Origin of the sequence: Parabacteroides sp. AF14-59 (genome assembly GCF_003479515.1) — a bacterium.
Taxonomy (GTDB): domain Bacteria; phylum Bacteroidota; class Bacteroidia; order Bacteroidales; family Tannerellaceae; genus Parabacteroides; species Parabacteroides faecis.
This window is the reverse complement of sequence record NZ_QUHH01000021.1, coordinates 20,016-46,480: the sequence shown is the minus strand read 5'-3', so window position 1 is coordinate 46,480 and position 26,465 is coordinate 20,016. Positions and strand designations below refer to the sequence as shown.

Sequence of the window (26,465 nt, the reverse complement as noted above, 5' to 3'; positions counted from 1 at the left end):
TGTGTGGAATAAATCATTTGATCCAAAGAACAGTATACAAAGTTTTTTTATAAATGATACAAATATTTATACATCTGATTATCAATCATATAAATAGATATTTTAGATGTAGTTCTTCTAGAACAAAGTTATCAATCAATGAAAACAAAGGTATTGGGCGAACAAAGAGAGGATGTCAGATTTGAAGACATTTACCTCTCTTATTTCTCAAAAATGAAACACTTTGCCAAAGAGTACGTCATCCTGGATGAAGATGCCGAAAATATTGTGCAGGATGTCTTCGTTGAACTTTGGGAAAACAAAGAAATGCTCAATATGCATATGAATCTCATAGCCTACTTATTCACAACCATCAAAAATAAATGCCTGAATCACCTGCGCCACCAACTTGTCGTACAAGATACAGCCAGTAAACTACAGGAAGAATACGCCATCTCCCTACGAATGAATTTAGATTCACTGGAAGCCTTCGATAACAATCTTTTTTCCGATCAGGATATTGAAAAACTCATTAGCCGCGTATTAGACTCCCTTCCTGAAAGATGCAGGACAATATTCATCATGAGCAAAATTGAAGGTAAAAAACAGAAAGAGATTGCTCAGGAACTGAATATTTCTATTAATACCGTTGGAAGTCAAATAGGTATTGCCTATAAAAAACTAAGAAACGAACTCAAAGATTACCTCCCGATACTGCTGTTTCTACTTTCCTTATAAGAATTTCGAAAAAAATTATTTTTTGTTTAACGATTTTTTTTCGTTCAGGTGTCTACTATATATAAGGACAAAATTATGAATGAACAAATAATAAAATATTTCCAGGGAGAGCTCGATACAACAGAAAGGTTGCAGCTTTTAAGACTGGTGGAGACTGACGGTGAATTGAAAAAACAATTCATCGAATATAAAAATATGAATGCCCTGCTGACTCTTTCCGACCGATCAGACAATAAGGAGGAGAATAAGCAAGGATATATATTATTCAACAAAATCATCCGGACAAAAAAGATACGTAAAACCATGTTGCATGCAGCCAGTTATGCTGCGGCCATCGCATTACTCGTTTTATCGACCTATTGGCTCACTGCCAGTCATTATGAGGCGCAACAACCTGTAGCGAACATCGAAAACACCCTTTATGTACCTGCCGGTCAACGTGTAAGACTAACTTTGCAGGACGGAACCGAAGTCTGGCTGAACTCTCAGACCAAATTGACTTACCCGGCTTTATTCTCCGGAAAAGAAAGACGAGTGACCGTGGAAGGAGAAGCCTTTTTCGATGTCGCTAAGAATCCGGAAAAACCGTTTATTGTATCTTCCCAGGGAGTAGAAATGAAGGTCTTAGGTACAAAGTTCAATGTAGACAGTTATCCTGGCGAAAAAGATATTCAAACAAGCCTGCTCGAAGGATCGTTACATGTCTATTTTCCACATTCCGGGAAGAAAGGAGTGATCCTTAAGCCTGATGAAAAAGTGACAATAAAAGAAAATCAAATGCAAATCAGCTCTATACCTCATCCTGACTATTTTCTTTGGAGAGATGGAATATATAGTTTTGAGAATGAACTTCTTATCGACATCCTAAAAAAGCTGGAACTCTACTACGATGTAAAAATAGAAGTCAAAGACCCCTCTATTTTCAAATGGGAATACACAGGTAAATTCCGTCAACGGGACGGCATCGACGAAATTCTCCGGATGATACAGAAAATACATAAATTTAAAATACAAAAAGATGAAGAAAGCAATATCATCACATTAAATTAATTGAATGTCGAACCTTTTAAATAGTATGCCTATGGGAAAACTCTTTTAGAAAAAATAACGGCAGATGTTGGAACCATCCGCCGTTAAGAAGCAAGTAAACACTAGCAGTTAAAATTAGTATTCACCTAACAATTAGCAAAGATATGAAAATAAAAACTTTGTTACCACTCTTTATTGTACATGATAAACACTTTAAAGAATATTTTAGAATCATGAGAATATCACTTGTTATGCTCTTCGTCTGCATTTTCCAGATGGTTGCGGTCAATTCTGAAGCACAAAATACCATCATAAAACTGGAGACAGACGTACTTTCCGTTGGTCAACTTATTAATCAAATAGAAAAACAGACTGACTATCTGGTTGTATTCAGAAACCGGGAAGTAAATACCGAACGTTCAATCACTGTTCACAAAAAAACAGGAAAAATCATTTCTTATCTGGAAGATGCATTCAAGGATACGGATATTGCTTACGAATTTGACAATAAATACATTTTATTACTCAAAAAGAATGGTACGGACAAACCGTCTCTTATCAGCCAACAAGGCACAAAAAAAATAACAGGCGTTGTAACAGATGTAAACGGAGAGCCTATTATTGGAGCCAATGTTTCTATAAAAGGAGCCACTACAGGGACAATCACGGATATGGATGGAAAATTCAGCTTGGATATACCTGGTAATTCCACATTACTCATCTCCTATATCGGCTATATTCCCCAGGAAATCCGCATAGGTAACCAGAGCATGGTCAAAATCAGTTTGAAAGAAGATACACAAGCACTGGATGAAGTCATTGTAGTCGGTTTCGGCACACAGAAAAAAGTAAATCTGACCGGTGCCATAGGAACGATAAAAACAGATGAAGTATTGAAAGCACGCCCCGTAACCAATGTCCAGGAATTGATGGCCAGCTCCGTTCCGGGCATGATGGTCAGTAAAGGTAGTGGTGCCGCTGGATCAGGAGCCAGTATTAATATCCGAGGTACATCTACTATAGGCAGCAGTTCCGGTGTATTAATTCTGATCGACGGAATACCGGGTAACATTTATACCCTGAACCCCAACGATATCGAAAGCATCTCCGTGCTAAAAGATGCTGCGTCTGCTTCCATCTACGGATCACGTGCAGCCAATGGCGTTATTCTCATTACTACAAAAACAGCAAAGGCTTCCGATCGTCCGGTAGTGGAATTCTCTACAAATATCGGTATCCAGAATCCACAGTTCAAACTTGATTTTGTAGGTGTGGAAGACTATATGAGATTGTACGACGAAGCATTGATGAACGATGGAAAAGACGCTTATTTTGGAGAACAAGGTATTCAGGATCTGCGAGCAGGAAAGTATGCGGACAATAAATGGTATAAAGAGATTTACAATAAAAATACCCTTATCAACAATACCCATATCGCCTTGTCGGGAAAGGAAAGGTCAATCACTTACCGTGTTTCCGTGTCCAACGACTATCAGGAAGGAACATTGCCGAATAACAATTATAACCGTCTCATTTTTAAACCGGACCTGCAATTTCAGATATTAAAGAATCTGACGGCCCGTTTAAATATGCAATATACGCAAACGAATATCAAAAATCCGAACGGAGGAACAGAATACTGGCAAAGCCAATCCAGCCGGATATCTCCGATTACAGCAATCAGAGAACCAAACGGACTGTATGCAATCGGTTCTTCCATGGCAAGTAATCCGATAGCCGGAGTAAACGAAGCAGGTTATTCCAAAGAAAGGCATAAAGAAATGCTGGCTATTTTCGATGTTGTCTATTCTCCTTTGAAAGACTGGAATATTAAAGGTAGTGTATCCGGCTATACCCACGACCAGACGAACAAGGACAGGGTCAATACATACTACCTGTACGATGCGGACGGAAATATTGCAAAAACAGAGAATATGGTATCGTCACTAAAAAATACGAATGCCTATGATTTCCGTACCCAGTTACAATTTACGACAGATTATGCTTTCAGTATCAATTCGAAACACAATTTCAAAGTGCTGGCTGGTTATTCCCAGGAATATTACAAATATGAAACATTCTGGGCTTCCCGCGACAATATGCCTTTTGACAATATAGACGTTCTCGATACAGGCAGCAGTAATAAACAAAATGGAGGAAATGCGAAAGATGTTGCTATCCAATCCTGGTTCGGTCGTTTGAATTATGACTATGAGGGCAAATACCTGTTTGAAGCGAACATCAGGGGGGATGGTTCGTCACGCTTCGCAAAAGGACATCGCTGGGGTACATTCCCATCATTTTCTGCCGGATGGAATATCAACCGTGAATCGTTCATGGAAAATATCGACTGGCTATCCGAACTGAAGATCAGAGCTTCCTGGGGTAAACTGGGAGATGCAGAAAAGGTCGGTTATTACCCGACAGCCCAGGTACTGGCTTACAATCCTAAGATTTATGCCTTCAACAATAACCTGGTCGGCGGCGCATACAATAACGTCGCAATCAATAAGGATATCTCCTGGGAAGTTTCAACATTCACAAATGTCGGACTCGACTTTGGTTTCCTGGATCAAAAGATCAAATTAACCGTAGATTACTTCAACAACCTGAGAAGCGATATCCTGTACACACCACCGGTCCCGACAGAGTTCGGATTATCGGCACCTCTTTCCAACCTTTTGAAAATGAGAAATCAGGGTATGGATTTTCTGGTAAGTTACGATGACAGTCGAGGTGATTTTTCATGGGGTATCGATGCGAATGCCAGCTTTTCAAAAAATAAAGTGTTGGAAATGGGAGAATCAGATAAATGGATAGAAGGAAATGCCATCACTTACCTGAACGACCGTTACCAGCTACCTTATGGATATGAGGCCGAAGGTTTGTTCCAAAACGAAGAAGATATTGCCAATCATGCTAAACAGGGTAATGTACTGCCAGGCAATATCAAATTTAAAGATCAAAACGGAGATAAGGAAATCAATGGAGAAGACCGTACCGTTTTGAACAGAAAAATACCTGTAAATTACGGTATCAACTTGCGTTTCGGTTACAAAGGATTCGACTTCTCCATGAATATGTATGGCCGTTTAAATGTCAAAAAGTATATCAGCGGATACGAGGGATGGGCTTTCTATCTGTCGCAGAATGCACGCCCAATGCATATGGATGCCTGGAGCGAGTCAAATCCTGATGCAACCTATCCACGCCTGACCCTGACAAATACAGCCAACGATACTCAATACAACAGTTACTGGCTCCGTAAAGCCGACTTCCTGAAAATTCAGAACGTACAGATCGGTTATACGATCCCGAAAACACTACTGGAGAAAGTAAATATTCAATATCTCAGACTTTACTTATCCGGACAGAACCTGGGAACCATTACCGGTTATGACGGCTTCGACCCGGAAGGTAGCTGGTACCCGCTATCGAGAACATTTGCATTTGGTTTAAATCTTCAATTCTGATAAAATATGAAAAAATACAGTATCTATATCATGTTGGCCTCAGCGCTCATATTAGGCAGCTGCAGCGATTTTCTTGACAGAGATCCGTTATCCCAGGCTTCAGAAAATACCTTCTGGCAAACAGAAGCAGACGCAGAGAAAGGGATAAATGCTCTTTATCCTCTTTTACCCGGCGAACGCGACTTCTGGAGAGATTGTGAAAGCGATAACTCTCTAATGACAAATTCATGGGGTGAAAGTGGCCTGGGTTACATTTGCCAGGGTATCCATAACGCCGCAACCGGTTACCTGAAAGAAGAATGGACTTACGGCGATATCTACCGCATCCTCTATTATCTTGACAAACTGAACGGTATGACCATCGACGAGACGAAAAAACAGCGTTTCGAGGGAGAAGCACGTTTTATCCTGGCATTGAAATATTACAGAATGACACGTCATTTCGGTGATATTCCATTGATCAAAGAAAAACCGATCGAATTAGAAAATGCAGCACTACCCAGAAGTTCTAAACAGGAAGTCCTGGATTATGCACTGGAAAATGTAACCAAAGCTATCGAATATCTGCCGGATAGTTACAGCGGAGCCAATACCGGCCGTATCAATAAGGCAGCCGCGCTTACATTAAAAGCAGACATGTATCTGGATATGGCCAGTTACAAAAAATTCCATAATAACCAGGATGCTGCCGACCTATGGAAAGAAGCCGCCGATGCTGCCCAGAAAGTGATCGATATGAACATGTATGATCTTGAAGAAGATTTTGCCTACATCTTCAAATCAGAAGCCAATAACAATAATAAAGAAGTTATCCTGGCTAAACAATACCTGGAAGACGAGATTACTCACATGTTGCCGATCCTTTGTTCGCCTGCCGGAACAGGAATAACCGGACAAGGCTGGGCCAGCTTCTGCCCTACACGCCAGCTGGTCGATTCGTACGAAATGACGAATGGTGAAAGCATCTACGAATCGAAAGAGTATGACATGAACAATCCATGGGAGAACCGGGATGCACGCCTGAAGAAGACATTCTTCCTCCCGGGTTACGAATGTCTCCGTCCGAACGGTAAATATGAACCTTATATGCCCCATCCGGCCTTTAACAACCCTGAACGCATAAACAATGAGGGAGGCGGCATTACGGGATATATGTATCTGAAATATAACGATCAAACATTAGCTAAGCCAGCAAACTCATGGACCAACTTCAGCCTTTACCGGTATGCGGAAGTCTTGTTGATCCAGGCGGAAGCATTGAATGAGTATGATCCGGGCAATGCAAAAATTGCCGCGAATGTGAACAAGGTAAGAGCACGTGCCGGTTTGCCTTCTGTCGATAAACTACTGGGCAACCAGGAACAAATGCGTGAAAAGATCCGTGGAGAGAGACGTCATGAATTCGTAGCGGAACATAAACGTTACTTCGATATCCTCCGCTGGAAAACCGCAGAAAAAGTTCTGAATGAACCCGGATATGGCATTAATAAGGATGAAAAGGCTGCAATCGGAGACTATACGCAGGAAAAATTCCTGGGACAAAACAGGACTTTCGATTCTTCCAAGCATTATTTGTGGCCTATCCCGCAAAACGCCAGAGATAATAATCCGAATCTGACACAGAATCCGAACTGGTAATCTGATTGTAAAACCGAAAGGCTGGTTAGTAAGGCATAGTATAACCAGCCTTTCAATTAATATACTTAATTTTACGCATGAATAAATTCAAATTGATCGTAACCGGAACATTACTTTCCGGTATCATAGCGGCTCAGGAATGGAAGCCGCAACAATGGCCCGTACTTAAAAAATACGACCAGGGACACCTCTACCAGATCGCATTGCCGTTAGGTGGAATCGGGACCGGGACAGTATCACTCGGTGGTCGCGGAGAACTCCGGGATTGGGAAATTATGAATGTTCCGGCAAAGAAATACAGTACGGTAACAACCGGTAATAATGCTCCGTTTTTTGCAATCTATGCCAAACCGCAGAACCGGGAAGCTACTACGACATTACTGGCGGGTCCTTTATATCCCCAGGAATATCTTCATTATGAAGGTCGTCCGGTAAATCATCATGGTCTTCCCCGCTTTGCACAGGCGTCATTCGATGCTGCCTATCCTTTCGGGCAAGTACACCTGTCTGATAAAGATCTGCCTGTAAAAGTGAAAATAAAAGGTTTTAACCCGCTGATTCCGGGCGATGCGGAAGCGAGCGGACTACCTGTAGCAGTTCTCTCTTACGAGGTTACCAACACCACCAACCAACCGATGGACGTTGCCATCTGTGGTTCCATGCGCAACTTCATAGGTAAAGACGGAAGTAAATTCCGCACAGACTGGAAAGGTGATTACATACCTGTCGGCGTGAAAGACAATAAGAACAAATACATTGAAAGCAACGGAATAAAAGGAATCTATCTTTATTCGGACGGTGTGGATAAAAACGATCCGGCCTGGGGAACTGTCGCCCTTACCACCCAGGCTACCGACGGCGTAACCTACCGGACCTCCTCCAAAGCCGATAGCTGGAACAACGGCATCCTAAACTTCTGGGACGATTTCAGCGCAGACGGCATGCTGACGGAACAGAACAAACAGGAAGATGAAGACCCGATGGCCTCTTTGTCTGTAAAAAAAACCGTAGGAGCACAAAGTACGGAAACATTTACTTTCTATATCACCTGGAATTTTCCGAACCGGAAAGCCTGGTCTTCCACTGTTGTCGGCAACTATTACAGCCAGCAATATCCTGATGCCTGGAAAGCAGCAGAGACAATTATACCACAAATACCCGGACTGGAAAAGAAAACATTATCTTTCGTAAACGCCCTGCTCAATACATCTTATCCGGATATTGTAAAAGAAGCAGCTCTGTTTAACCTCGCCACTCTGCGGTCACAGACCGTATTTCGTTTACCCAGCGGGCATATGATGGGATGGGAAGGTGTAATGGATCGTTTCGGTTCATGTGCCGGTTCATGCACTCATGTATGGAATTATGAAGTGGCAACTCCTTATCTGTTCGGAGAACTGGCAAAAACCATGCGGGATGTAGAATTCAATTATGCCACCAAAGAAAACGGTTTGATGAACTTCAGGGCCTCTTTGCCGCTCTCGGAAGCGAGTAAAGAGAACAGTGCAGCAGCTGACGGACAAATGGGCTGTATTATGAAGATATACCGTGAATGGCAGCTTTCAGGCGATACCGATTTCCTGAAAAGCAATTGGGAACAGATAAAGAAAGTTCTTTCCTATGCCTGGACGGAAAAAGGATGGGACGGCAATCAGGATGGTGTCATGGAAGGTTCCCAGCATAATACTATGGATGTGAACTATTATGGTCCAAACCCTCAAATGGGCTTCTGGTATATGGGAGCATTAAAAGCTGCTGAAAAGATGGCTATAGCCATGAAAGACAAAAACTTCGCGAAAAAGTGTCACACATTATTTGAAAAAGGCAGTAACTGGATGGATGAGAATTTGTTCAATGGCGAATATTATGAACATAAAATCACCGATCCGGAAACATTCGAATATCTGGACATGAATAATCCTAATGTCAAGATCCCGCCTTTCCAGCTAGGTCCCGGTTGCCTGGCAGATCAGTTGGTCGGCCAATACATGGCACATCTGTGCGGATTGGGTTACCTGGGGAACAAAGATCACATTCATACGACTATGAACAGCATTATGAAATATAACTATGTAACAGACTTCAGCCGCCACTTCAATAATATGCGTTCTTATGTAATGGGCAATGAATCCGGCTTGCTTATGGCTTCCTGGCCCAAAGGACGTTTGGATGTTCCATTTCCTTACTTTGCAGAGGTAATGACCGGATTTGAATACTGTGCCGCCGTAGGTATGATTTACGAAGGTATGGAAAAAGAAGGCCTCACCTGTATCCGGTCTGTACGTGAACGCCACGACGGAGCCAAACGGAACCCTTTCAGCGAACCGGAATGCGGACACCATTACGCCCGTTCAATGGCAAGCTGGTCTGCCATTATCGCCTTAAGCGACTTCCAATATTCGGGTGTCGATAAAAGTATGAAAATTACAGACCACCCCGGAAATTATTTCTGGAGTAACGGATATGCATGGGGAACTATCCAGGTTACTGAAAATGATGTTACCATCGAAGTGATCAACGGTTCACTTCGACTGAAATCTCTTATCGTCGGTAATAACAAAGAGATAAGATTGAAAGATTTTAGCCTGCTGGAAGGAGATAAACAAATTATCAAACGATAGAATCATGAATAAACGGATCATAATATACTGTTTATTGGCCAACTTGTTTCTAAGCTGCAGCATTCAAAAAGAGCCTGCAACAGAGCTACAGACTCAGTACTCCGCAAATTGGCAAACCGCCTTGCAGGAAAAACTTCCGCTGTTAGGCCACCGCAACTGGATAGTCATAACGGACATGGCTTACCCGTTACAAGCCAAAGAAGGCATCACCACCCTGTATGCAAACGAACCCTATACAGAAGTGCTAGGCACAGTAAAAAAGATGTTGGATAACTCTTCACATGTGTATGCCCATACTTACCAGGATAAAGAATTATCTTTCCTGGAAGAGGACATTTGTCCGGGAATAGCAAATCTGAAAGAGGAAATGAAAAAGGTATTATCACCATCTGAAATAATGCATATCGAACACGATAACCTGATTGACCGCCTGGATAGCATCAGCAACCTATTCGAAGTAGTTATTATTAAAACAGGATTGACAAAGCCCTACACATCGACCTTTTTTGAGCTTGATTGCAAATACTGGGACAATCGCAGACAATCCATACTCAACGGACGGATAGCTGACGCAAAAAACGTCCCGCAACACTGATTATAGCAAGACAGGGAGATACCGTAACATAGTATCTCTCTGTTTTTTAGATCAAAACACATAACAATAATATCATATTTGAAACATTCTTCTCCTGATTAGTTCCTATTTTTGTTTTATTATGGACATAAACTAATCACCCATGAAAAAGCTCCTTATCCTCACCTTATGCGTTCTGTCACAGATCCTGTCTGCCCAGACAAGACAGTTGGCTCCCGGTCATCCGGACCGTTCCGGTAAAACAGACTTGAAAAGCGGATTTGCAACACCTCCCAAAGGATATGGAGAAGTGCCCTTTTACTGGTGGATGGGAGATACACTGACCAAAGAACATCTTACTTATCATCTGGACCAGATGGCTGCCAAAAAAGTCACCAGCCTACAGGTCAATTATGCCCATTCGGATAAAGGAGGAGTCAGCTACGGTCTTACTTTTCCTTCCAAACCGGCCCTGTTCACGGAAGAATGGTGGGAGCTGTTCGGATGGTTCATGGATGAAGCGAAAAAAAGAAATATGACCGTCAGTCTCAGCGATTATACACTGGGAGTAGGCCAAGGTTCCTATGTCGACGATGCCTTGAAGGAGAATCCGGGACTAACAGGTGCCGAACTGAAATTCGAAAGCGACACCATCCGAGACAAATATGAAAAGACCTGCCACGAACAATTACTTTCCCTCTATGCCTACCGGTTGGGAACGGATGGAAAGATCATTGAAAACTCCGGCATCGACCTGTCCAAAAAGGTTACAGGCAATAAAATAGAATGGCAGTCACCCGAAGGAGACTGGATCGTAACACAGGTATACAGTGCTACTAAAACACCTTCACTCGATCCGATGCACCCTCTCTCAGGAAAAAGCTATGTCAAACATTTCTTCCAACGGTTTGAAGACCGTTTTCCGGAACAATCCAAAGGAGGACTCAACTTCTTCTTTTCCGATGAGTTGAACTTCAACCTGCATGGCTATATATGGAATACAATCTTCCGGGACGAGTTCAAAAAACGGAAAGGGTACGATATTATGCCTTATCTTGCCGGCCTGTTCACAGATATCGGTAGTACCACTCCTAAAATACGGTTGGATTACAACGATGTCATGGTTTCGTTAAGCGAAGAAAACTTCTTTATACCGGTGTATAAATGGCATGAAGACCGTAATCTGATCTACGGCTGCGATCACGGCGGGCGGGGAAAAGATGTCAGCGAGTTCGGCGACTATTTCCGTACCCAGCGATGGAACCAGGCGCCCGGTTGCGATCAGCCGAATCTCGGAAAAGATATAATAAAGAACAAAGTAGCCTCTTCCATTGCCCATCTTTACCAACGTCCCAGAGTATGGTTGGAAGGTTTCCACAGTAGTAACTGGGACACCAATACAGCCAATCTGACCGATGCCACATTTGCCAACTTCGTGATGGGACAAAACCTGCTGAGCCTGCATGGTTTCTACTACAGCACGATGGGAGGATGGTGGGAATGGGCACCTCCCTGCAACCACACCCACATGCCTTATTGGGAAGAGATGGGACCATTCCTGGAATGTACCGAACGTCTTAGCTATATCCTTTCGCAGGGATATCACCGGGCAGATGTCGCTATCCTGTATCCGGTAGAAGCAGTCGTAGCCGGTTATGACAACACAGCGGTTCAGAAAGCATTCAGCCTGGGAGAATATCTGTATAAGGAAGGCATCGATTTCGACTTCATGGATTATGAATCGCTTGCCAAAGCCAGTATTAAAAACGGTAAGATCAATATCTCCGGTGAAGAATTCAGGGTATTGATCATCCCGTCCATGAAAGCGATCCGTCATTCTTCTCTGGAAAAGGCCCTCCGGTTCAAACAAAACGGGGGGATCGTCATCAACCTGGGAGATCTGCCCGAAGCAACAGAGAAGAAAGGACTGAACGATCCCGAAGTCCGGTCGATACTCAACAAACTGTTCGGGCCGGATAGCAAAAATGCATTTATTGCTAACGAAAACAAAGAGGTCCTGGATATTATCGACACAAATCTTACCCGCGATTTCCGTATCCTGTCACAGCATCCGCAAAAAGATACACCCTATATCATGCACCGCAAACTGGGAAACAAAGACCTCTATGCCGTGTATAATGTGCCTTCGGGCAGCGAATGCTTTTTCCGTGCTACCGGAGGACTCGAACTATGGGATCCCTGGACAGGAAAAACAAAAGAAATCACTGCCTCAAAAGTAACACCGGAGGGAACCGTTATCCGGATGCCGCTGGAAAAGCAGGATCTTCATCTATTCGTCTTCGACCCCGCTAAAAAGGTAGTAATTGCAAATCCTGACCAGGAAAAAGTCGTCAACACCATTCTACTGGACGGAGAATGGTCATTCGACCTCAACCCTTCCCTGAACAATAAGTTCGGTGATTTCCACTGGCCTGCTACGGATGAACTTCTGGGAGCCTATATCTATAAAGCCAGATACAACCAGGCTTCTTCCGAAACAAAAGACTGGCAATCTCCTTCTTTCGACGATTCGGAATGGAGAAACCAGACTTTCACTTACGGTACCAAGTTTATGATACTGGAAGCCGTACCCGAATTATCGGAGAAAGAGCTTCTCTCCCATCTTCCTTACCAGAGTAACAGGATAATCATCGACAATAAAGGATATTCCTGGAAACCTTATGACTTCTCATGGCGTTGGGGAGTTGAAAACGACTACGGGCATCAGGGATGGCACGGACTGAAAGCCACTGTGCACGATGAGTTTATCCGTATGGGCAAACTCGAAAAAGAATTCAGGGAAACAATTCGTGTAGAAGACCCCAGCGGGAATAAAAACTATTACCTCTATTCGAATGTCCTGGCACCCGAAGCCGGTAACTATCAACTGGTATTCGGAGAACTCAAGCCGGCTAAGGTTTATATAAACGGAAGAGCAAGCAATCCATCCGCTCCTACCGTTCCGCTCAATAAAGGGACCAACGAAGTCGTCCTCCATTATGATACATTCGGAGTGACCTATTGTGTGATACGCAAAGCCGGAGATACTCCGCGCATAGTAAAAGAAACTATCGCAGAAAAGCCGCTTGCAATGAATTTCCGGGGAGACTTATCATTATTGCTTTTCGACGTAAAGAGAACCGAAGAACCGACTTACGGGCAATATCGTTTTACATCGGCTCCCGGCCTGCAAAAACTGGAGTTCTCAGCCTTCGGTGAAACAAAGGTATGGGCAAACGGTAGCCTGTGCGATCTGACCGTGAAAGAGAGACGTCCGGACGGCCTGACACGTTACGAGGCAACCGTAACCAACCCTTCCAGACGTATATCGACGATAGCCATATCGATAAAAGAGCCGTGGGGTAATGCCGGAGGCGCCGCTATCGACGGACCGATCAGGCAGACCTGCGGAGACGGATTGATATCTGCAGGAGACTGGACACAGATAGAAGGTCTTTCTACCTATTCCGGCGGTGCCTGGTACCGGAAAAATGTCCGCCTGGAAAAGCGTTCCGGCGATAAAATATACCTGAATCTGGGACAAGTCATCTCTACAGCCGAAGTCTGGGTAAACAAACAAAAAGTCGGGTTAAAGCTAACGCCTCCCTGGCGGTTCGACATCACAGAATATGTAAAAGACGGAGACAACCGGATCGAAATACTACTTTACAATACGGCAGCCAACTACTACCTGTCTGTCCCGACCATGTACCGGGGAAGTACGAAAGCCGGTTTACTGGGAACTGCTTCCATCGAAATAGTTCGTTAATACACACCCGCACTAAGTATAATAAAGGGGCGAGACCTTCCCAGGTTCCGCCCCTCTTCTCTTTAGTACGTAGAATAGAAATTACATAAGTATGATTACGTGGGTGTATTTGTAGTACTGGTTGTATCCTTTGTTGTGCTTGTGCTATTTGTATTGGTAGTCTGAGCAGTAGCAGTAGTTCCTGCTGCAGGAGCCTGTACTTTAACTGTTTCCCAATGGAACGGTTCGAACTGTGCATTCGGATCGACCCAGGATGCTTTTTTAGAAGCATAGATAATGAACGGGGCAGCTACTACGACAATAGCACCAATAATCAATACGGCAAACCAGACAGTATTACTACCGACAGATATCTGGCTCGGTGGAATAAAGCTTAATATAAATGCCAGCAATGAACCACAGAAACCAAGACCGCCGATGAACCACATCAAGCCGTTGCCATGTTTACCGATACGGAACGGGCGGTTCGCTTTCTTCATCCGATAGCGCAATGCGATAGCACCGGAGAACATCAGCAGGTACATGATCAAATAAAGAATCACTGTCAACTGTGACAAGATCTGGTAGAAACTCTGTACGGAAGGCATTACTACGAACAGTAAGCTCAATAAAGTAACAGCACATCCCTGTACCAACAAAATATTTTTCTGGACACCGATCTTATTTGTTTTCTGGAAGAATGGAGGCAGATAACCGGCTTTACCAACTGTAAAGATACCTTTTGACGGACCGGCAACCCATGTCAATACACCTGCCAGCACACCGAATGCCAATGCGATCGCAATGATCGGAGATAACCAGGAAGCATGGATGAATTTGAAATAGTTATCAAAACCAACCAGCAAACTCTGCGTCAGGTTAATATCTTTCTGTGGAATAATAACCCCCAGAGAGAAAGTACCGAGTACGAAAATAAGAACAGTGATCAACGCACCGATAAATACGGCTTTCGGATAGTTCTTGGATGGATTTTCCACATCTTTCACGTGGATACCACCCATTTCCATACCAGCATAAAACAAGAAGATACTGGAAGCAAGCACCAAATTATCGAACTTAGAGAAATCCGGGAAGAAATCACCGTGGAAATCCATGTTCGAATGACCGCCCATAGACAGGTAAACAATTCCGAGAATAATCAGCAAGGCAGCCGGAAGGATCGTTCCGACAATACCGCCTACTTTAGCAACTTTACCTACCCAGCTCAATCCTTTCAGTGAAATAAAGGTAGCCAGCCAGTAGATGATCAACACTACAGCCAGTGTGTACATTTTGTTTGAAGCCAGAGTCATGTCGTGTGCATCGTTCATTCCGATAAAGGCGATGGAAACGGCACCGAAAGTCAATACGGTAGGATACCAGATCGTACTTTCAATCCATTGCACCCAGATAGCGAGGAAACCCCACTTCTTTCCGTAGGCTTCCCCTACCCATCGAAAAACCCCACCTTGTTTGTCCTGGAACATAGCAGCCAGCTCGGCAGCCACCAACGATGTCGGTATCAAAAAGACAATTGCCGCAAAGAGATAATAAAAGGCTGAACTTAATCCGTATACAGCCTCGGCTGGTAGTCCGCGGAGAGACACTACCGCCGTAACATTCATAATTGCAAGAGTAAAAACTCCAAGTTTTACTGCTTTTCCTACATTTGCCATGAATTTACTGTTTAAATGTGAATTTTGTTTTGTTTAGTTTCGCTTTAAATATGTCAGTAAAACAAATCGGTATTGTGTTAGTTTGTCAACAAGATGTCAAACTAGGTTAATTAACAGAATAGTGTTAAAAACAAAATCAGTCTTTCTACTGTTAGATAGCCTAAAATATTTCTATCTAAACGCCTAAATATTAAACGCAATGAAGTCTGCTTTCAGTGATATTATTTATGAGAAAAGAGGAATATACGGAGTATTGCATGTTGTCATTTTGTTACTTTCGCTATTCCTTATTGTTGTAATTTCAATCGATACATTCAAGAATATTCCCTTTATGACGCAGGGGTCATATCTGAAAATACAATTCTGGATATGTATGTTCTTCATTGCCGATTTCGTTTTAGAGTTTTTCTTATCAAAACGTAAATTATATTATCTGCAGAGTCATTTTATCTTCCTGATCGTATCCATTCCTTATCTGAATATTATTAATTATTACGGGATCGAGTTCTCTCCGGAGATCACCTATTTCCTGCGTTTTATTCCGCTGGCACGTAGCGGCTATGCGCTGGCTATCGTGGTGGGCTGGCTGTCGTCGAACAAAGCTTCGGGCTTGTTCGTCTCTTATCTGACCATGCTGCTGGCAACGGTTTATTTCTCCAGCCTGATATTCTTCGTGATCGAGCACAAGGTAAACCCGCAGGTAACCGGCTACGACGACGCCCTCTGGTGGGCTTTTATGGACGTGACGACAGTCGGTTCGAATATATATGCCGTCACCCCGACAGGAAGGATATTATCGGTCCTGCTGGCTGCATTGGGGATGATGATGTTCCCTATCTTTACCGTTTATGTAACCAGCCTGGTACAGAATGCGAATAAGAAAAAGAATGAATTATATAATGGAGACAATACACTGCAACCGAAACAGCAGACGGTATCAAAGCCTGCAGAAGGAGAAAAATAACATGGCAGGAAACAAGCCTACTTCACTATAAAAGTTATCTTTGTAATCAACTTAAATCAATCATTTTATAATGATTAAAATATGAAATGCACAAACATGGAAATAGTAACACTCGAAAATATCAAAGAATTAGTTAGCCAAAAAGAAACCGAGCAAATAGAGTTTAAGGAAACTACCGGACAATTAGAACGGGCAATGGAGACTTTATGCGCTTTCTTAAACGGAAAAGGCGGGACTATTTTATTCGGAGTTACAGATAAAGGAAAAATTACCGGTCAGGAAATCAGTGACCAGACAAAACGTATAATCGCCGATGCACTTCAACGTCTTGAACCTTTAGCAGCTGTTGAAATAAGTTATATTCCGCTATCTGATAATTCTGAAAAGAAAATCATAGCTATCCATGTTGAAGAACAAAGATATACCCGCCCATTCACTTATAAAGGTCGTCCATATATACGAATAGAAAGTACGACTTCTACAATGTCCCAGTCTACATATAATCAATTACTCATGCAGCGGGATGAAGTTCGTTTTGGTTGGGAAGCATTAATAAATGAAGATTTAAAACAAGAAGACCTCGATAAAGACGAGATTTTAAAAACTGTGCGATTAGGTATTGAAAGTGGCCGGTTACCAGAATCTACAGCACTTACAGATATATCCATTATTCTGGAGAAATTAAAACTGTCTAAAAGCGGACAACTGAAAAATGCCGCTGCTGTATTGTTTGCAGATGATACCTCCAACTATCCACAATGTCTTTTGAGAATGGCTCGATTTAAAGGTATAAACAAAGAGGAATTTATTGACAATCAACGTATACATGGTAATATTTTCAAGCTATTGGATGCTGCTATGGCATTCTTTTTCAAACATTTGTCTTTATCCGGAAAGATAGAAAGTATGGAACGGGTAGAAGAATTAAATGTTCCGGTGAAAGCTTTGAGAGAAAGTATAATCAACGCTCTTTGCCACAGGCAATACCATTCTCCGGGTGGATCTGTCGGAATAGCTATTTATGATGATCGTATAGAAATAGAAAATATCGGTACTTTCCCTGCAGATATAAGCATAGAGAATCTAAAATCCGAACATCGTTCCGAACCTCAAAATCCATTAATCGCGGATGTTTTATATAAAAGAAAAGTGCTGGAAAGTTGGGGACGTGGCATCGGACTAATGATAAACGAATGTAAAAGAGTAGAACTTCCGGAACCGGAATTTCATACAAACGGTAATTTCGTATGGGTTATATTTCGGTATGCAAACCAAGTTAGTGACCAAGTTAGTGACCAAGTTAGTGACCAAGTTAGTGACCAAGTTAGATCATTATTAGCCGTCATCGGACAAGAAACTTTGTCGGTAACCGAGATAATGGAAAGACTTTTATTGAGCCATCGGACTTATTTTCGTAAACACTATCTAAACCCTGCACTGGAAGTAGAATTAATTGCCCCTAAATATCCTCAAGCCAATCATCCCAAACAGGGATATTATCTTACGGAAAAAGGGAAAGCAATCAAAATAATTTAAATTATTATACGATGATTACTGTTACTTCAAGAGAATAATTCATCAAAAATATAGCTGAGTGCGATATATAGAGACAATACTTACCGAAAAAAGCAAAAGAATGGATGGTCTAAAAAAGCAGGCATGGACTTCTTTTTATGAAAACCCATGCCTGTTATTAATACTTTATTATTTTATTACAATCTTCTGACTGAATCCCTCAAAGAAAATAATATATGCCCCTTTGACAGGAATATCTATTTCAGTATAGGTTCCATTCAGCAGGCTTGTCTTAACGATACTTCCTCCGAATGAAGTTATATATAAAGGTATATTTTTCATCTCCTGATGCTTGATGCAGAGTTTATGATCCCTTATTACTATTTCTACCCGGTCGGAATGAATATCTTCATTTCCGACAGATGTATTGACAGTTACAGTTATAATCTTATTTTCGTATACATTGTAAATAGTATATACAGAATTTACAGGTATCAATAATTCTCCATTGGCTATCACCTGTAACTGGTTGGCTTTATACTTACTCTCCAGTCGGAATCTGAAATCATTTCCGGCCAGTACCCTTTCCGGATTATAACCCGTTTCAGCCACCATTTTTACATCTTCTCTCGGTTTTACGAATGTTATATTAAATACTTCAGATATAGTAATCTCTATAATTTTATTCGAACGAATGTTTGATATGGTATATATACCCCAAATATCAGGAGAAAGAAGAATACCGTCAACCCGTACCAGTATCTCCCAACCTTTATGTAAGGCATCTGTTACAATATGGAACTTAAAATCATCCCCCAGCTTCACTGTATTCTTATCATAGCCGGATTCTGGAACTAACGTTGCTCCTTCGTCTGCATTCCAAATAATATTGAACACTCCTTCAATGACTGGTGGTGTTACCTCTATTCTCACAACCAGGTTGGCATGTACATTTACAATAGTATATACCGATCCGCCGGCAGGAGTTATAAGCGTATTATTGACGAACACTTTTACAATATACTTTTCATACCCGGCTTTCGGTTTGATACTAAATTTGAAATCAGCACCTTCCAGTATAAGTGAAGCGTCATATCCGTCAACAGCTTTAATATCAAAACCGGTTTGAGAAGGAAGAGTTACCGTATATCCTATTTTATTTTCCAACGTTATTGTCAATACTATATCTGCCTGAATGTTGGTAAGTGTATAGACCCCATTCGCATCGGGAGTTATCACGATAGAACCTTGCTTTACAATTACTTTTTTATTGGAAGGAAAGACGATTGTAAACTTGAAATCAGCACCTTTTACGATAGAAGTTGCATTATATCCGCTTTCCGGTTTGACTGTTACACCGGATGGTATATTCCAGGTTACTTTATAATTCGTACTTTGTATTTTTACTACCAAAATTTGATTGTTACTCCAGATAAACTGCCAGTTTTCCGTTATACAGACAAACTTATTTAAATACGATTCAGAAAGAACAAAACCACTTCCTCCTTTAACTACGACAGTTGATGATTCACCGTCGGTTAATATCTGCAATAGATATTTAGGAACACTCGTCATCGTTATCGCGGCACTTCCGGAAAGATAGACTCCGGTATCTATCTTCACTGTTCCTGACAGGTAAAACAGGCCAAAAGAACTCACCTGACCGTGAATTGTTCCATTGGTTAAATAGAGTATACCGCTACTCGATATGCATCCGGTAATAATCCCCTCATTTTTCAACGTACTTCCTGCTTCTATATAAATCAAATTCAAGTCTTTGGAGTTACTGCTGATAGTAGCTGTCGAACGAATTACCAGTGTTCCATTGCTGCCTACTGTAATGAATTTACCGGAACTGCTCCATCCGGCAGAGAGTGAAATATTATCCAGAATAAGTCCGCCTTTCTTGATGTTTATCTTAGCAGAGCTGTTGGAAGATACCAGACTTCCTCCATTGAAGGTTATATATTTACCATCAATGGTAAGAGGCTTTGTCAATGTCACATTCTTGATGGGTATGATCGTTGGGGCAGATTCAGAACCTGGGGATGCAGCTTCAAGGGCTTTTTGCAGTTCATCTTCTGTCTCTATTACAGAGGGTGTCTCTCCACCTGTCTTTTCATAAAGGATCTGATTGTTTTTCCACACCAATTTATATTCGGTATCAATGCATTCAAACATGGAAAGATAGTTTTCCGTCAGAATGAAACCACCTGTACCGCTGGCTATAACATTGGAAGATTGGTTTAATATCGCCATTTTCAACTTGTAAAGAGGGGCACTCATCAAAATAATTTCACATGAGACACCACCGCTTATCTGCACGTTTCCACTCAACTTGACCGGTACTTTGCTAAATATAGTAGTAGCACTTCCACTGTTAAAGGTTAATGAAGCATTCATATTGGAAATAATACCCTTTATTGTACCCTGATTTATTACTATGGATCCGGACTGGGACCCTACATTGATAGCACCTTCCAAAGCCCGTTCGCCGTCAATGATTGAATTATTGATAATCAATTGTCCCCCTCTGTCGAGATATACAGGTGAACCATTTGATGATCCTTTTCGAGTTATATTTATTTGATTCAAATTAAGTCCTCCTCCTTTCAGGGTAATCCAGGAATTACTGCTGTTTCCTATAATGCTCCCTCCTGTCAATGTAATATATTTACCATCGATAGTGACACCTTTCGTAATTTCCACATTTCCAATAGATATAGAGGTGGGAGAACCTGTGCTTCCTACCGGAGCCGCATCTATTTTCTTCTGTAGTTCGTCTTCGCTGTTCACAGTGGAAGACCGTTCGGTACATATAATATTGCCATCTTTTAGATCAAAAGACCAATTATTTTGATAATCCTTGAATTTAGCAACATCATCAGTTGTCAAAGTGTATCCATCCGTAGCTGTCACAGCAATGGCACCTTCTTTTGCCAATATTCTCCAAATAGGAATTACATTTTCCAAAGCAGAAGAAAGCATCAGATGATACTCTCCATTCAGTCTAAAGTAAGATGTAATCTTGGCTGAACCTCCTATTGTAGCATTGCCTTCGGTACAAACAGAACGGATGGTACCACCAGTCATTGTAAACTGTCCTCCTTTAGCAACATAGACTTGCCCCATGTTATGATCATAACAGCGACCTATTTCTCCTCCTGTCATAACAAAAGAAGAACTTCCGTCCACCATAACACCTCCGGCTGTTACTTTGCCTATAATATCATTATTCTTTATTATAGTCCCTGCTTTAACCGTTAAGTCAGAACTAAGCAATCTAATGAGAGGACCTTCTACATTCATATTTTTTTCGTTGCCATCTACAACAACAGACTCTAACGTCAAATAACTATCCATCACATGCACAAATGTTCCGGGAGAATAAAAGTTATATCTTAAAAGTGTACCATTCTTTAGAGTAATATTCCTACCTCCGGTAATTTCCAGCATATCGGCTTGTTGGTAAGTTTTTCCTTCTAAATCAATAACTTTCGTCCCTTTAGCCGGAACATCATTAATCAATTGTTGTAACTCGCTCACAGTAGTTTGAGCCTTAGCAGGCAACGATATTAAAATACCTCCCAAAAACACCAGCCAAATCAGAGAGGTGGTTAGTTTAGATTGGCTTGTATTAATCTTTTTCATGTGCAAATAGGTAAATATTAGAATTTAAGTACTTTATCTCATTTCCTGGATATACTCGATTGTATCCAGACGTAATTCAGAACCTCTTGCCAGGATGCGTTCGGCAATCTGATGGTTTCGTACTGTTCCTGTAATACGGGGCTTCGCTGTGTAATCGCCTTTTCGCTCCGTGACGGCGTTGTCGTAAAGATCGGCAGTCAAAATAATTTTTTCAGCCATAATAATAAATGATTGAGCCTGCTGGTTGGACAAGGCGTTACCTATGGATCTGTAACCTTATTTGTGAAATAAGGTATCAGTTTATCTTACGATTATCATATACAGAGAGTAACTTCCTCCCCTCTCGAGAAGGGGTAGGGGGTGTGTAAATTACTATACAAAAGCACGAACTACATAGATTGACGCGGATTTAACTATTTTATCTGTGATTTTCTATCTGGATAGTCTTTATTTAGAGTATTAACCCCCCCCTGCCCCCTCTCGAGAAGGGAAAAGATACCCTCCGCCTTACTATACCCATAATTCATGAAAAAACGTATGAATTTCATCTTTTAATCTAAATCATCCCCTACCCACCTAATAATAAGCAGATATGTTTGTCTTTGTCTAAATAAAATTCCTATATTTGCCCTGTTCCCACATTAGTATAAACTTTGTTTTTCACAGCTTGTATAAAACGGGGCAAAATACCTTATTTCACAAATAAGGTTACGCCCTCACTCCTATCAAGACGTCCAATCCTTTTGTAATAATCTCATTTGCCGAATTGAGTCTTGATTGATCAAGAGCTGCCAGATAGTGGCGCGTCGTTCTCTCGGAAGTATGCCCGAGTGCCTGGCTGATGACGGCCACCGGAGTATCATTTCGCAGAGCCTCTGTCGCCCAGGTATGCCGGAAAACATACGAGGTAAGGTAAACCGGGATAGAGAGACGACTCCCTATCTCCGCCAGACAACCGTTATAGCGGTGCAGCGCTTGTTTATAAACCTCGTATAATCGTTCACCGTCTGCCTCTTCCTGCAATACAGGAAAAAGATAACGGTTACCTGTCAACGAATATTTGTCGAGTAGCCGCCGCATACCGGGAGTGATACCGACACGTACCAGTACATTCGTCTTACACCGATTATATACCAACTCATCACCGACGATATTGTCGTGTGTAAGATGAGCCAGGTCGACAAACGGCATACCACAGGCAAGAAAGGAGAAAAGCGCGAAATCCCTGGCAGCCTGTAACTCCGGCTCGACTGAGAGATCCATCCGGGCGATCTCTTCCATTGCCTGGATACGAAGGGCCCGTTTGGCTGTTTCCTCCTGCCGCAGGTTGAGATGTGCGAAAGGCGAAAGACGATTGACAGGGGCCAATTCTTCACGAACTGCAGTATGATAGATAGCCCGGAAACTGCTGAGATAGCTGTTTACCGAGTTCGTTTTCAGATGCCCCAGCGCCAGGAGCCAGTCACAAAAACGGTCTATCATACCAGGGGTAATGTCGTCGAACGACAGGTCGGCAGTTCCGCAGAACCGCAGCAACCAGTTGGAAGAAGCACGGTAAAGGTCGGCAGTTGAATATTTGCCAGCCTTGCGTTTACGTTTCACCAACGCATCGACATAGGGAAAAAAGGTTGTTGTCATAAGCATAATAATAGTAACTATAGAAAGAATCAGAATTAAACCGTATTGTATATTAATTGAAAACTATACCTTTGTTGGCATAGTTTAATAATCAAAATATATTAATTATGAAAAACAAAGAAGAATTCAAATTAATCCAAAACAAGATTTATGAAATAAGAGGACACAAAGTCATGATCGATAGCGATCTGGCTGAATTATATCAAGTCGAAACACGTGTATTAAATCAAGCAGTAAAGCGTAATATAGATCGATTTCCCGAAGATTTCATGTTTCAATTAACAAGTCAGGAATGGGAGAATATGTCATCACAAATTGTGATGACATCACATACCAAACGCCCAAAATCAGCTCTTCCATTTGTTTTTACCGAACATGGTGTAGTAATGCTGTCAAGTGTACTTCGCAGTAATATCGCTGTACAAACAAGTATTCTGATAACACGTGCTTTTGTTGCTACCCGATAATTGATAGGATTTATTAAACCTAAATAACGAAATCTACAAAACCCATTCTATTTATATCAAACAAGCCTCCCGCCCTATAATAAGGGACAAAGAGGCTTGCCAATTAAGAGAATAAACTGTTTGTTATTCAGTTATTGTAACCCGGTCGCCATTAAAAATAGACAAACCCAGTTTATTCATTATATACTTGATAGCCAATTGTGCTTTTACAGAGTTACCTGCACTGTCAATTGGAGGGGCAAAAGCAGCTATACCGAACAGGCCGGGCATCACGCCCATTACACCACCACCTACACCTGTCTTTGCAGGGATGCCGGAAGTGTATAACCAGTCACCTGTATGTTCGTAGAAACCTACGGTAGCGATCAGGGAAGTGATCTTCGGTGACAAGGATGCCTCGAATATTTGCTTTTTGGATACCGGATTCAGACCGTCGTTGGCAATCGTGGCACCGCAGATAGATAATTGAGCGGCTGTGATTCCCAATGAACACTGACGGGTATACAGGTCGAGCGACATATCCGGATCGTCATAGATACGGTTGTAGTTCTTCAGCAACCAGGCAATCGAGCGGTTGTTGAAATTGGTAGCCGATTCCGATTTATACAGTTCGTCGATCAGTTGAGGCGCGCTGCCGCAAAGATCGGTGATATTGGAGACGATCGCCTCCCATTTTTTATTGGAATCACCTACCGGCTGTACCATACTACAAGCAGTGATCGCACCGGCATTCACCAGTGGAGTAGACGGATGATCCTTTTCCAGCAGGATAGCCATGATAGAGTTGAACGGCAGTCCGGTTGCATCGGCCCCGATCATTTGAAGAAGCTTCTGTGCCCCGTACTGGCGCAAAGCCAACACAGCGGTATGTACCTTCGACACAGATTCGATACCGAAGCGGTATTCGGAATCGCCCAGCTGAATGATACTTCCGTCCAACAGACAGATGCTGATACCGAACAGGTTCTTATCTATATTAGCCAGATAAGGGATATAATCGGCATTCTTTCCATCCGTGTTGCTTTTGTACATCTCATAGGCCTCCTGAGCCGCTTCCTTTATTTGCGAAACGGAAATCTTTTTATCCATATTCAAACAGCTTACTTAGTTGATTTTGGAATACCTGTGTGAGTGAATACAGAACCTTTTACTTTCTGGTTTCTGTCCTGTGCGATACGGGTCGGCGTCGGATATTCCAGTTTTTCCAGATCAACGATCGCGTTGTTGATGTCACCCAGTAATTGGTCTGCCATGTCGCGGCTGAATCCCTGACGGACAACGATACGCATAACAACCCAGTTTTCAAGGTTTTCAGGCAATGTATATGCCGGAACCATCCATCCGCTCTGTTTCAGTTTATCCTGCAAATCGTATAATGTCCATTTGGCCGATTTAGCATATTCCGGTTTCAGATACCAGATAAACAATGGGTTTACCACTTCTTTGCTGTAGTTCTGGAACGGAGCCATCTTGCCGATCTCAGCATGCAGGTAATCGGCTACAGCCATACTGTTCTGCTGCACTTCCTTGTAACCCTGGAATCCGAGACGGATGAACTGATAGTATTGTCCCAGGATCTGAGCTGCAGGACGAGAGAAGTTCAAACCGACCTGAGTGATGTTTGCACCTAAATAATTTACACTGAAAGACATGGAACCCGGCAGGTATTTCTTGTCTTTCCATACTACCCAGCCTAAACCCGGATATACCAGTCCGAACTTATGTCCGGAAGTACTGATGGAAAGTACCCATTTCAGGCGGAAGTCCCATTTAACCTCCGGTTTCAGGAATGGCAGGATGAAACCACCGGAAGCTGCATCCACATGGATAGGAATATCGTAGCCTGTCTTTGCATTATAGGCATCGAGGGCAGCGTCCAAAGCTTCCACATCATCGTTCAGACCTGTCCATGTAACACCCTGGATAGGAACGATACAGATTGTATTTTCGTCACACATCTTCAGGGCATCCTGCGGGTCGAGAGTAATATGTTCCTGTGTCAAAGGCACCTGGCGCATTTCGATCTGCCACAACTGAGCAAACTTTTCCCATACAACCTGGAAACCGGCAGAGATAACGAAGTTAGGTTTGTCTACCGGTTTACCCTGGGCCAATCTTCTTTCACGCCAACGCAACCAGGCGGCAACACCACCCAACATACATGCTTCGGAAGAACCGATCGCCAATGCACCGGCTTTCCATTGCGCCTGTTCGGGGCTGTTCCACAGGTTGGCCATGATATTGATACATTTCGCATTCATCACAGCGATACGCGGATACTCAGTTTCGTCGATATAGTTGATGTTGATTGCTTCGTTCATCAACTTCGTTGCATAATCATCCATCCAGGTAGTAACGAATGTAGCCAGGTTCAGACGGGGTTGTGTCTGAGCGAAAGTTTCGTCTTTTACCATCTGATAGGCAATTTCCGGAGTGGTAGGACCATCGGGGATTACATCTACCGGAGCCGGATGCAACATCGCATTAGAGCCAAAAATCGCGGTTTTGGCATCACCTTCTCTAAAACTTGAATCTTTCATGTCTTTTTGTTTTTAATTATTTAAGAATTGGCGCAACCGACATTCGTGCGTCGATTTGTAGTGCAAAAACAGCCTCCAACGGCAATTGTTCTCCGTTTTTGGTTAAACATGCAATATTTAATTACTTTTGGCTTGATCCAAAAGTAAACAAAAGATCAAGGCTGCACCTGCCTCGCTACTCCGCATCCTACGTTCGCTGTCATCTGCGAAACTC

At 42.3% G+C, this 26,465-nt stretch carries 15 protein-coding genes and 1 pseudogene; 10 read left to right on the top strand and 6 right to left on the bottom strand.

The window, feature by feature from the left end; translation table 11 throughout:
- Window positions 1-138 precede the first annotated feature (138 nt).
- The 7 genes from DWW23_RS19490 (at window position 139) to DWW23_RS19460 (ending at window position 13,821) form a co-directional block, all read left to right on the top strand.
- Entirely contained in the window at window positions 139-717 is a 579-nt protein-coding gene (locus tag DWW23_RS19490) for an RNA polymerase sigma-70 factor (protein ID WP_122355274.1), read from the top strand.
- Between the two features lie 75 nt (window positions 718-792).
- Window positions 793-1,767: a FecR family protein gene (locus tag DWW23_RS19485; RefSeq protein WP_122355272.1), complete on the top strand. Its 975-nt coding sequence runs from the start codon at window positions 793-795 to the stop codon at window positions 1,765-1,767.
- 212 nt (window positions 1,768-1,979) lie between these two features.
- The gene (locus DWW23_RS19480) at window positions 1,980-5,219 is read left to right on the top strand and encodes a TonB-dependent receptor (RefSeq protein ID WP_233564394.1); all 3,240 of its coding nucleotides are present in this window, start codon (window positions 1,980-1,982) and stop codon (window positions 5,217-5,219) included.
- A gap of 6 nt (window positions 5,220-5,225) precedes the next feature.
- Window positions 5,226-6,857, top strand: a complete 1,632-nt coding sequence (locus DWW23_RS19475; RefSeq protein WP_122355268.1) for a RagB/SusD family nutrient uptake outer membrane protein — start codon at window positions 5,226-5,228, stop codon at window positions 6,855-6,857.
- A 77-nt stretch (window positions 6,858-6,934) separates the two neighbouring features.
- Window positions 6,935-9,478 (top strand): GH116 family glycosyl-hydrolase, encoded by a 2,544-nt coding sequence (locus tag DWW23_RS19470; protein WP_122355266.1) that lies wholly within the window; start codon window positions 6,935-6,937, stop codon window positions 9,476-9,478.
- A gap of 4 nt (window positions 9,479-9,482) precedes the next feature.
- Window positions 9,483-10,073: an RbsD/FucU domain-containing protein gene (locus DWW23_RS19465; protein WP_122355264.1), complete on the top strand. Its 591-nt coding sequence runs from the start codon at window positions 9,483-9,485 to the stop codon at window positions 10,071-10,073.
- A gap of 142 nt (window positions 10,074-10,215) precedes the next feature.
- Window positions 10,216-13,821, top strand: a complete 3,606-nt coding sequence (locus tag DWW23_RS19460) for a glycosyl hydrolase (RefSeq protein WP_122355262.1) — start codon at window positions 10,216-10,218, stop codon at window positions 13,819-13,821.
- 95 nt (window positions 13,822-13,916) lie between these two features.
- Here the strand turns inward: DWW23_RS19460 and gadC are convergent, their stop codons facing one another.
- Window positions 13,917-15,476, bottom strand: coding sequence for a putative glutamine/gamma-aminobutyrate antiporter GadC (gadC, locus tag DWW23_RS19455; RefSeq protein WP_122355260.1), 1,560 nt, complete (start codon window positions 15,474-15,476; stop codon window positions 13,917-13,919).
- A gap of 199 nt (window positions 15,477-15,675) precedes the next feature.
- Between gadC and DWW23_RS19450 the strand changes: the two genes are divergently transcribed.
- Together DWW23_RS19450 and DWW23_RS19445 are read left to right on the top strand one after the other, a co-directional pair.
- Entirely contained in the window at window positions 15,676-16,440 is a 765-nt protein-coding gene (locus DWW23_RS19450; RefSeq protein ID WP_122355258.1) for a potassium channel family protein, read from the top strand.
- Between the two features lie 96 nt (window positions 16,441-16,536).
- Complete coding sequence (locus tag DWW23_RS19445; protein WP_187576538.1) at window positions 16,537-17,976, top strand: RNA-binding domain-containing protein; 1,440 nt, start codon at window positions 16,537-16,539, stop codon at window positions 17,974-17,976.
- Between the two features lie 168 nt (window positions 17,977-18,144).
- Here the strand turns inward: DWW23_RS19445 and DWW23_RS19440 are convergent, their stop codons facing one another.
- The 3 genes from DWW23_RS19440 to DWW23_RS19430 all read right to left on the bottom strand — a co-directional run bounded on the left by DWW23_RS19440 (window position 18,145) and on the right by DWW23_RS19430 (window position 23,244).
- A complete protein-coding gene (locus tag DWW23_RS19440; RefSeq protein WP_122355254.1) occupies window positions 18,145-21,606 on the bottom strand; it encodes a hypothetical protein in 3,462 nt (1,153 codons plus the stop codon).
- Window positions 21,607-21,639: 33 nt separating this feature from the next.
- Window positions 21,640-21,825, bottom strand: a complete 186-nt coding sequence (locus tag DWW23_RS19435) for a DNA-binding domain-containing protein (RefSeq protein WP_122355392.1) — start codon at window positions 21,823-21,825, stop codon at window positions 21,640-21,642.
- Window positions 21,826-22,314: 489 nt separating this feature from the next.
- Complete coding sequence (locus DWW23_RS19430; protein ID WP_122355390.1) at window positions 22,315-23,244, bottom strand: site-specific integrase; 930 nt, start codon at window positions 23,242-23,244, stop codon at window positions 22,315-22,317.
- Window positions 23,245-23,351: 107 nt separating this feature from the next.
- Here DWW23_RS19430 and DWW23_RS19425 point away from each other — a divergent pair.
- A pseudogene (locus tag DWW23_RS19425) lies at window positions 23,352-23,708 on the top strand (ORF6N domain-containing protein); the annotation flags it as partial.
- Between the two features lie 126 nt (window positions 23,709-23,834).
- Here DWW23_RS19425 and glsA read toward each other — a convergent pair.
- Entirely contained in the window at window positions 23,835-24,800 is a 966-nt protein-coding gene (glsA, locus tag DWW23_RS19420) for a glutaminase A (RefSeq protein WP_122355250.1), read from the bottom strand.
- An 11-nt stretch (window positions 24,801-24,811) separates the two neighbouring features.
- Complete coding sequence (locus DWW23_RS19415) at window positions 24,812-26,251, bottom strand: glutamate decarboxylase (RefSeq protein ID WP_122355248.1); 1,440 nt, start codon at window positions 26,249-26,251, stop codon at window positions 24,812-24,814.
- Window positions 26,252-26,465: the final 214 nt, after the last annotated feature.